Source organism: Nocardia sp. NPDC003345 (genome assembly GCF_053589395.1).
In genome coordinates, this window is record NZ_JBSFRU010000240.1 from 1 (window position 1) to 10,026 (window position 10,026).

Below are 10,026 nucleotides of genomic sequence, written 5' to 3' on the forward strand. Positions count from 1 at the left end.
GCATCTGCTGGACCGGCGACCGGCGGAACCGGTGCGGTCCGTCCTGCCGCAGCGCGGTCGGCGGCTCGAGCCGGAGTCTTCGGCGGAACCGGTGCGGTCGGGCTTGCCGCAGGGCGGTCCCCGGCCAGAACCGGAGTCTCCGGCGGAACCGGTGCGGTCCGTCCTGCCGCAGCGCGGTCGGCGGCCTGAGCCGGAATCTTCGGCGGAACCGGAGGGGTCGGGCTTGCCACAGCGCGGTCCCCGGCCAGAACCGGAGTCTCCGGCCGAACCGGTGCAGTCCGCGCTGCCTCAGCGTCGTCCGCGGTCCGATGCGGAATCCGCTTCCGGGCCGGGTTCGCCTTCGCTGCCGCAGCGCCGGGCCGAGGCGGGACGGGAGTCCGATTCGGCGGGTCCGGGTGGTCTGCCGCAACGCCGCCCCACGCCGGAAACCGCTCCGGATCACGACAGGTCGCCGGGACCCGTGTCGTTGCCGCAGCGCCGACCGGCGTCGGACGCGGCCGCCGCCGGGGATGCCGAGCCCACCCGCGACCCCGGTCCGGCCCCACTGCCCCGGCGTCGTCCCCAGGCCGAGCAGGAGCAGGCCGCCGCCTCGCGGACCGGGCTGTCCCCGCTGCCGCAACGGCGGCCCGCCGAATCGCCCGAGGCCACCGACCGGGCACCGGCGACGCTGACCACCGAACCCGAATCCACCGCCGATCCGGAGCCGACCACCTTCCTGCGGCCCATCGCGACCGATGTCGAGACCACCGCGTACATGTCGCCGATCCGCGATCTCGGCCTCCGTGACGACGAGAGCACGTTGCTGACCCTGTTCGACGAACAGGCGGCACGGACCCCCGCGGTACCGGCGGTACGGCAGGGCGCCCGGGTTCTGAGCTATGCGGAGCTGGATCGCAAATCCCGGGCGCTGGCCGTGGAACTGATCCGCTTCGGCGTTCAGGCGCAGACCCCGGTGGCGGTGGCCATGCAGCCCGGTATCGACCTGGTGGTCGCGGTCTGCGCTGTGCTGCGCGCGGGTGGCGGCTATCTGCCGGTCGATCCCGGGCGGCCCGCCGGGGAACTCGACCGGATACTGGCCGCCGCCGCGCCCATCTGCGTGCTGAGCACCTCCGATCAGGGCGTCACCACCGATACCGGGATCTCGGTGGTCGCGATAGATCTGCTCTACCTGGACCTGCCGACCGACCCCGCCGCCGATCCGGTGGTGGCCGCCGACGATATCGCCGATATCCGCTACCTGCCCGGCGCCGATACCGGTGTCACGGGCACCCACCGCCAGCTGGTGGAGCGTTTGCGGCGAGCACAGCGCAGCCATCCCTACGATTCGGCGGACCTGGTGCTGCACGCGGCGCCCACCGTCGGCGACGTCACCCTGTGGGAGCTGTTCCGGCCGCTGCACAGCGGAGCGCAGATCCTGATGCCCGACCACCCCGGCCGGGCCGCCGACCTGTCCCGCTCGATCGCGGCCAACCGGGTGACCATCGTGCACGTGGTCCCGGCCCTGCTGGACCGGTTCCTGGATTCGGTCACCGACGGCGGCGGCCGAGCCGCGCATCCCAGCCTGCGCAGAGTGGTGGTGGACGGGGCGGCGCTGCCGTCGGGCGGCGTCGAACGGTTCATGACGCTGCTGCCCGGCGCCGAGCTGGTCATCTGGTACGGGCACAACGAAACCGGCGTCATCACGGTCGGTTCGGTCGGTGGACGCCCCGTCACCAACGACCGGGTGTACCTGCTCGACGAACGGCTGCGTCCGGTACCGCCGGGTACCGCCGGTGAGATGTACATCGGCGGCCCGCAATTGGCCCGCGGCTACTACGACGCCCCCGGTCCGACCGCGGCGCGTTTCGTGGCCGCCGCGGGCGGCGGGCGGCTGTACCGCACCGGCGATATCGTGCGGCGCCGCGACGGCGTACTGGAATATCTCGGCCGCGTCGAGCGCGTCGTGATCGGCGCCACCAACCGGGGCGGGCATGATTGAGCCGCCAATCCTATGGTCCGGGTCACCACCGTGGGCGTATGTGGTCGTCGAGACCCCGCAGCGTGCTCGGCCGCGGCCGGATCACCGGGCAACGCTACGGTAACGATATGTCGGCCACGTACGACTACACGGTCGGAATACCCGGGGCGGGGTGACCCGTGCCCGGATACTGTGAGGCGTTCGGGCCCGGGAGCCGGTTCGTAGCGGACGGAGCCCGAATGAGAATTCGAGACGAAGCGAAGGTGCGAAATTGATACGTCGACTCACCCGGCGTGGCGGAAGGCGCGCCGCGGCGATTGTCGCGGTCACTGCGGTGCTCACCGGAGTGATGACGGGGCTCGGCGGTAGCACCGCCGCGGCCGATCCGATCATCGAATCCAAGACGCTGCTGGCCGATCCCACGGCCCCCGACGGATCACGCATCGTCAAGGCCGAGTACAAGGACGACCGCAACCTGCGGCTCTACGTGCATTCCACGGCCATGGACCGGGATATCACCGTCGACGTGCAGCGCCCGGCCGACGCCTCCGAACCCCGCCCCACCCTGTACCTGCTCAACGGTGCCGGCGGCGGCGAGGATTCGGCGTCCTGGCAGGCGCAGACCAACACGCTGGACTTCCTCTCCGACAAGAACGTCAACGTGGTTCAGCCCATCGGCGGCAGCTGGACGTACTACACGGACTGGATCAAGGACGACCCGAACCTGGGCCGCAACAAGTGGAAGACCTTCTTCACCGAGGAGCTTCCGCCGCTCATCGACGGTGCCCTCGGTACCAACGGTGTGAATGCCCTCGCCGGCCTGTCCACCTCCGGCACCACCGTGCTGGCGCTGCCCATCGCCAAACCCGGTCTCTACAAGGCGGCCGCCGCCTACAGCGGCTGCGCCCAGACCAGCGACCCGGTGGGCTCGGAATTCGTCCGGCTCACCGTCGAGACCTGGGGCGGCGGGGACACCGAGAACATGTGGGGCCCGCAGGGCTCCGAGGAATGGGTGAAGAACGACCCCTACGTCAACGCCGAAGGGCTGCGTGGGCTCGACCTCTATGTCTCCACCGGTAACGGCCTGCCCGGCCGCTGGGACACCCTCGACGGCCCGCACACCCTCCCCGGCTCCTACGGGCTGGCCAACCAGATCCTGGTCGGCGGTGTGATCGAAGCGGGTACCAACTTCTGCACCCACAACCTGAAGAACCGCCTCGACGAACTGGGCATCCCGGCGACGTTCAACTTCCGGGAGTCCGGGACCCACTCGTGGGGTTACTGGGAAGACGAGTTCCTGGCGTCCTGGCCGGTGCTGGCCAAGGGACTGGGAGTGTAGGACCCTCCGATCTGCCGGGCCGGGCGTCCGGCCCGGCAGAAGCTCGAATGGGCCGGTCCACCAGATGGTGGACCGGCCCATTTCGTTGTCGAGCCCGGGTGTCCGGAAGCGGAGGTGGGGGTCTATTCCGCGAAGACAGCCTTGCGTTTGCCGAGCATGGCGGCGGCGCCTTCGAAGAAGTCGGGGGATTGGAGGAGTTCGATCTGGCCGGTCTTCTCTTCGGCCAGGGCCGTGTCGAGAGCGGCGAGGGTGGCACGGTTGAGGGCCGTCTTGGTGAGCTCCAGGGCACGGCGGGGGCCGTGGGAGATCTTGTCGGCGGCGGCCTCGACGGCCGCGTCCAGTTCCTCGGGGGTGGCCAGGACGTCGGTGAACAGGCCCTCGTCGCGGGCGACCGTGGCGGGAAGGCGTTCGCCGAGCAGGGCCATCCGGGCGGCCAGGGGGCGGCCCGCGGCGGCGGCTACGAGGGCGGCGGCGCCGCCGTCGGGCATCAGGCCGATATTCACGAAGGCCAGCAGCAGATAGGAGTCGGCCTGGGCGTAGACCAGGTCGGCGGCGAGGGCGATCCCGACGCCCACGCCGGCGGTCGCGCCCTGGATGCGCGCGATCACCGGAACCGGCAGGTCGACGATGGCGCGGACCAGGCGATTGGCGGCGTCCATGACCATATCGGGGGTGATCCCGCGGGAGCCTTCGGCGGCGCTGGCGGCCAGGTCGGCGCCGGTGCAGAAATCGCCGCCCTCCCCGGTGAGTACCACGACGCGGACGGATTTGTCCTCGGCGGCGGCCAGGAAGGTGTCACCGAGCGCGACCATGGTGTCGTAGTCGATGGCATTCTTGCGCTTGGGCTTGGTGAGCGTCACCCGCAACACCCGGCCGTCGTGCACCGCGGCGAAGCCCGTCGGCTGCGTAGTGGGGGAATCAGTGTTGACCATGCGCGCTCCATCGGGTGCTGTCCGGTGCCAACCGTACGGCGAATAGCGGTTAACGTTGCGAATTGTGGTTAACTTAGGTTGACTTGTCGGGCGCTGTCAACACCGGCGGCGCCGCCGAGGCGAACGGAGAATGCATGGTCGCGGATAGCAGCCGGGTCGACCCGGTGCGCCTTCGTCCCGCCGACCGTGGCAACGGCCAGAACGGGCGGCGCCGGCCCAAGGACCGCAAAGTGCAGATCATGCGCGCCGCGGCCCGGGCCTTCAGTGAGCGCGGATATTACCCGGTCGGGGTGGACGAGATCGCCGCCGAGGTGGGTATCTCCGGTCCGGCCCTCTACCGCCATTTCGCCAACAAGTACGCCCTGCTGGTCGCCGCTGCCGAGGAAGGCGCGAAACAACTGCTGGAGGCGGCCCGGGCCGGCGACGATCGCACCGCGGGCGCCGAGGACCGGCTCGACGGCTTGATCCGGGCGGTCGCCGAGCACACCATCGAGATCCGGCGGGAGGCCGGGCTGTACCGGTGGGAGGGCCGCTATCTCGAGCAGTCCGACCGGGCCCGGATCCGCACCCTGTACAACGAGATCAACAACACCTTCGCGGCGCCCATCGCGGACCTGCGACGCGACGCGCCCGCCGAGGACGTCGCCTTGCTGGCCGCCGCCGTACTCAGCGTGATCGGCAGTATCTCCGCCCATCGCACCGCGCTGTCGAGCGCGAAACTGCTCCCGCTGCTGCGGGATATGGCGTGGTCGATCGTGCACGCCGAACTCCCGCCCGCTCCCGGGGCCGGGGCGCTCGACGATCAGCCGCGCGGCCTGCCGGTGACCTCCAAGCGGGAGCAGCTGCTCACCGAGGCCATCCGTATCTTCGGCCGGCGCGGCTATCACGAGGCCAGTATCGAGGAGATCGGCGCGGCGGTCGGTATCAACGCCTCCAGCGTCTACCGGTACTTCAGCAGTAAGTCCGATCTGCTGGCCGCGGCCTTCCACCGCACCGGCGAACGGCTGGCCTTCGCCATCACCGAGGCGCTGGGCGAGGCCAGTGGCCGTGCCGACGCGGTCGCCAAGATCGCCGATCGCTATGTGCGGCTGAGCTTCACGATGCCCGAGATCATGTCGGTGTACTACGCGGAGTTCCCGAATCTGCCGCAGGCCGAGCAGCACAAACTGCGCGCCATCCAGCGGCAGAACGTGCACGAATGGGCGAACCTGCTCGACGGCGACCCGATCGAGGCCCGGTTCCGGGTGCATTCGGCGATAGGACAGGTGATCGATGTGGGCCGCCTGATCCGATTCGACCCCCGCCCGGAACAGATGGCCCGGGTGCACGCGCTGATGATGGCCACGCTGCTCGGGGCGCCGGGCGAGAGCTGACCGGCCGGATCGGCGACCGGTGCGAAACAGCACGACCGCCCGGCCGGTGTGGTCAGCCGTGCCGGAAACGGAACACGGTGCGCGCCATCCGCAACCGCCTGCGGTTCCGGCTGAAACTGGACAGCCCCAGCGGTTCCCCGTACCGGTTGCGGGCGATCGAGAGGGTGCGGCTGAATTCGCGCAGCCCCAGCACGCCGTGGCTGTGGCCCTGGCCGTATTCGCCGACACCGCCGAACGGGAGCGCCGGGATGCCGGCGTAGGTGGTCGCCGTGTTCACGGTGACCACGCCCGCGCGCAGCCGTTCGGCGTAGACCTCGACCTCGGCGATATCGCGGGTGAACACGGAGACCGCGATACCGCGTCCGGCGTCGTTGATGCGGGTGACGGCGTCGTCGAGATCGCGCACCTTGTTCACGATGAGGACCGGGCCGATGCCCTCCTCGGTGATGGCGATGCTCTCCTCGGGTACATCGGCGAGCACGATGGGCTCCACATAGGGTTCGCGGATCGAGTCCAGGCCGCCGACGACCGAGCGTCCGCCGCGGGCCAGGGCGTCGCGGACCTGTTTGCGCACCACTTCGGTCTGGCTTTCCAGAATCATCGGCCCGTAGGAAGCGCGCCGGTCGCCGCCGGGGCGCAATGCCCGGGCCCGGGCCACCACCAGATCGAGGAACTGGTCGTAGACCGACGCGGCCACGTAGGCGCGTTGGACACCGGTCGCGTTCTGGCCGGCATTGGCCATGGCCCCGAACACCGCGGCGTCGGCGGCGTCGTCGAGTTTCGCGTCGACGTGCACGATCATCGCGCCCTTACCGGAGTTCTCCACGACCACCGGCGTCATCGTCTGCGCGCAGAGTGCGATCACCTCCCGGCCCTGCGCCTCCGGCCCGGCGTAGGCGATCTTGTCCACCCCGGATCGGCACAGCGCGGCGGTGGTGGACTCGTCTCCGGTGACGGCCACCAGGACCGGTTTGTCCGGGGCGACCTCCCGCCAGGTCTCGGCCAGCCACGCACCGGTGCCGCTGGTGAGCTCATGTGGTTTGAAGACCACCGCGTTCCCGGCGGCCATGGCGTAGGCGATCGAACCCATGGGTGTGAAGACCGGGTTCTGCCACGGCCCCAGGACTCCGACGACGCCGAGCGGCAGATAGCCCACCGACGCGCGCTGATTGCGGGTCAGCCAGTTCGAGGCCAGGGTGCGCCGGCCCAGCGCCCGGTTCGCGTTGCGGGCCGCCCAGTCGAGATTCTCGACCGCCAGCCAGACCTCGATGGCGGCATCGGCCTCGGGTTTACCCGTCTCGTCGCGCAGGATGTCCACCAGTTGCGCGGCCCGGCGCGCGATCACCCGCTTCCACTCCAGCAGCAGTCGCTTGCGGGTGCCGAAACCCGCTGTCGACCACCAGTTCTCGACGGATCTGGCGGTATCGACGGCGCGGGCGAGCTCGCTCGGTCCGGCGACGGCATGGGTGCCGACGATCTCCCCGGTGCGGGGGTCGTAGGAAGTGAGCACGCTCGGTCGGCCGGGTCCTCCCGAACGCGCTGCCACCTCGGGCTGCGCGGTATCGGCCATGAAATTCAGATTATGGTGGTGCGTACCGGCCCGACAAGGCACCAGCACTGCCCGTGCGCTGTCCTTGCACCGCCGACCAGGGTGGATAACGGATCGGCCGAGGCCTGTGAGCAAACGCACAATTGATCCACGGGTGTTCGGGGTACCGGCGGCGGGCCGGTGCCTGTGACCTCGGCCGGTAACATCGCGCCCGGCGCCAGGGATCATCCAGCGGGATACCGATGCGCCGGTCACCCGCAACGCTTGTCCGGCCGATAGTGGAGAGTTGATGCCGAGTTCGAACGAAGCCGGGCCAGCCGCCGGCGACAATGTCCCACCGGCGGAGTCGGTGCACATCCGGCCGTCCGGGCTCGAGACCACCCACCGGTGGGCCGGCAACGGGGCGGCCACCCACGGCGCCGTAGCGGCCGCGACGGCGTCCGACGACGCGGTACGGGTCGAGGGCATCACCAAATCGTTCGGTGATGTGCACGCGCTGCGCGGGGTCGGGTTCCGTGTCGCCCGCGGCACCGTGCTGGGAATCCTGGGACCCAACGGCGCCGGTAAGACGACCACGGTGAAGATCCTGTCCACACTGCTGCGGCCGGATTCCGGTACCGCGATCGTGGCCGGTCACGATGTCCGCCAGGACCCCGCCGGGGTGCGCCGGTCGATCATGATGACCGGCCAGTACGCCGCGCTCGACGAGAACCTGACCGGCCGGGAGAACCTGGAGTTGTTCGGCCGGTTGATGGGGTTGAGCCGGTCGGAGGCCCGCCGCCGTGCCGACACCCTGCTCGCGGAATTCGACCTGGTCGCGTCCGGACGGCGCCCGGTGCACCAGTACTCCGGCGGTATGCGGCGGCGAGTGGATATCGCCTGCGGGCTGGTGGTGCGCCCGGAGGTCGTCTTCCTCGACGAGCCGACCACCGGACTCGACCCGCGCAGCCGCCAGGGCGTCTGGGATCTGGTCGGCGCCCTGAAAGAGCAGGGCATCACGGTGCTGCTCACCACCCAGTACCTCGAAGAGGCCGATGTGCTGTCGGACAACATCATCGTGATCGACAAGGGCACGGTGATCGCCGAGGGCACCGCCGACGAACTCAAGGAGAAAACCGGCGGCAGCTACTGCGAAGTGGTTCCGCTGGACCCGAGCGCGCTGGAGCGTGCGGCCGCCGCGCTGGGCGAACTCGTCCCGGCCGCGGTGTCGGCGGAGCTGGCCGGCGCCGACCGGCTCTCGATTCCGGCTCCGGACGGAGCCGCCACCCTGGCCGAGGCATTGCGCCGGCTGGATGCCGCCGATATCGCGCTCGCCGATATCGGCCTGCGCCGGCCGTCGCTCGACGATGTCTTCCTGACGCTCACCGGGCACCCCGGCCGCGGCGAGACCTCGGGAGAGAACTCGTGAGCGCGCCCGCCCTGGCCCGCACCGAACTGTTCGCCGAACTGCCGCGTACCCGGGTGTCGGCGTTCGCCCAGTGGCGGGCGCTGACCGGGCGGGTCGTCTGGACCATGGCCACCCGGGGTGAACTGGTCGCCGCGATACTCACGCCCCTGGTGTTCACGGTCGGTTTCTACCTGCCCCTGCGCTATGTCATGCAATTCCAGGGCATCGATTACGCCCAGTTCGTGATGCCGATCGTGGTGCTGCAGACGATGGCGTTCACCATGATGTCGAATGCGCAGCTGGCCGCCTTCGAAGCGCTGACCGGCTTCAGCTCCCGGCTGCAGACCATGCCCATCGGAATCCTGGTGCCGCTGACCTCGCGCATCGCCGCCGGCCTGGTGCGGTCGGTGACCTCGCTGGCCGCGGCATTGATCTACGGGCACATCATCGGATTCGAATTCACCGCCGGCTGGGGGCAGACGATCGGATTCTGCGCCTTCGCGCTCGCCGTCGGCACGATCCTGGCGATCGGCGCCGACGGGCTGGGCAGTCTCACCAAGAGCCCGGCGTCCCTCAGCCAGGCGCTCACCCTCCCGACCCTCATCTTCGGCATGATGTCCTGCGGTTTCGTCCCCGAGACCGGGTTTCCGGAATGGGTCCAGCCGTTCGTGCGCAACCAGCCCATCACCCAGTTCGCCTACGCGCTGCGCGATATGGCGGGTGACGGCGTGACCTGGGAGGTGTTGCGGGTCGGCCTGATCTGGCTGATCGCGCTGGCGGTGCTGTTCGTGCCGTTCGCGGTGTGGGCGAGCGTGAGGCGGGCATGAGCGTTATCGATTCCTCCGTGCGCACCGGTTCCGGCGACCGAGAGCACACCGCCGCGCTCGAATTACCCCGTGTCGCCGCGCGGTCCGAGAAGTCCCCGGCCCTCTGGGCCGCACACAGCTGGATCCAGTGCAAACGGCTGCTGACGGCCTCGCTGCGTGATCCCGCGACCACGATCCAGACCATCGTCTACCCCGGGCTCACGCTGGTGATGTTCTGGATCGTCCTGGACGAGTCCATTTCCTCCTTCACCGGGCGGCCGGCCATCTACGGCACGGTCCCGATGATGATGCTGGTGGCGGCGATGACCGGCGCCGTGGTCAGCGCGCTGGGTTTCAAGGCCGAGAAGGCATCCGGTCTGCTCGGCCGGTTCTGGACGATGCCGATCCATCGATCGGCGGGCCTCACCGGACGTTTGCTGGCCGAGGCCATCCGGGTGCTGATCACGACATCGATCGTGCTGGCGGTGGGCTTCGCGCTCGGCTTCCGCTTCGGGCAGGGGCCGTGGGCCGCGCTGGCATTGATGGGGATCCCGATCCTGTTCGGTATCGCCTTCGCGGTGTTCATCACCGCGGTCGCGACGGTCACCGAAGGCCCGCTGCTGATTCAGCTGGTCGGCCTGCTCACCAATCTGCTCATGTTCTTCAACTCCGGATTCGTCCCG

General features: G+C 69.7%; 8 protein-coding genes. 6 read left to right on the forward strand and 2 right to left on the reverse strand.

Features of this window, described 5'->3' with window-relative positions; translation table 11 throughout:
• Positions 1–460: 460 nt before the first annotated feature.
• Positions 461–1,978 carry an AMP-binding protein gene (locus tag ACWDU1_RS22895; RefSeq protein ID WP_450001374.1) on the forward strand — a complete coding sequence of 506 codons (1,518 nt, stop codon included), beginning with the start codon at positions 461–463 and terminating at the stop codon, positions 1,976–1,978.
• 328 nt (positions 1,979–2,306) lie between these two features.
• Positions 2,307–3,296, forward strand: coding sequence for an alpha/beta hydrolase (locus ACWDU1_RS22900; RefSeq protein WP_450001387.1), 990 nt, complete (start codon positions 2,307–2,309; stop codon positions 3,294–3,296).
• A 122-nt stretch (positions 3,297–3,418) separates the two neighbouring features.
• Here ACWDU1_RS22900 and ACWDU1_RS22905 read toward each other — a convergent pair whose 3' ends face one another.
• Entirely contained in the window at positions 3,419–4,228 is an 810-nt protein-coding gene (locus tag ACWDU1_RS22905; protein WP_450001376.1) for an enoyl-CoA hydratase-related protein, read from the reverse strand.
• Positions 4,229–4,362: 134 nt separating this feature from the next.
• Between ACWDU1_RS22905 and ACWDU1_RS22910 the strand changes: the two genes are divergently transcribed.
• Positions 4,363–5,601 (forward strand): TetR/AcrR family transcriptional regulator, encoded by a 1,239-nt coding sequence (locus tag ACWDU1_RS22910; RefSeq protein WP_450001377.1) that lies wholly within the window; start codon positions 4,363–4,365, stop codon positions 5,599–5,601.
• Positions 5,602–5,653: 52 nt separating this feature from the next.
• Here ACWDU1_RS22910 and ACWDU1_RS22915 read toward each other — a convergent pair whose 3' ends face one another.
• Positions 5,654–7,171 (reverse strand): aldehyde dehydrogenase family protein, encoded by a 1,518-nt coding sequence (locus tag ACWDU1_RS22915; protein WP_450001379.1) that lies wholly within the window; start codon positions 7,169–7,171, stop codon positions 5,654–5,656.
• Positions 7,172–7,439: 268 nt separating this feature from the next.
• Here ACWDU1_RS22915 and ACWDU1_RS22920 point away from each other — a divergent pair, with 268 nt between their 5' ends.
• The 3 genes from ACWDU1_RS22920 to ACWDU1_RS22930 all read left to right on the forward strand — a co-directional run.
• A complete protein-coding gene (locus tag ACWDU1_RS22920; RefSeq protein WP_450001381.1) occupies positions 7,440–8,558 on the forward strand; it encodes an ATP-binding cassette domain-containing protein in 1,119 nt (372 codons plus the stop codon).
• Positions 8,555–9,364 carry an ABC transporter permease gene (locus tag ACWDU1_RS22925; protein WP_450001383.1) on the forward strand — a complete coding sequence of 270 codons (810 nt, stop codon included), beginning with the start codon at positions 8,555–8,557 and terminating at the stop codon, positions 9,362–9,364. Before ACWDU1_RS22920 ends, ACWDU1_RS22925 begins: the two co-directional genes overlap by 4 nt.
• Positions 9,361–10,026 (forward strand): ABC transporter permease (locus ACWDU1_RS22930; protein ID WP_450001385.1); only part of this gene is annotated, 666 nt, incomplete at its 3' end. The genes ACWDU1_RS22925 and ACWDU1_RS22930, both read left to right, overlap by 4 nt.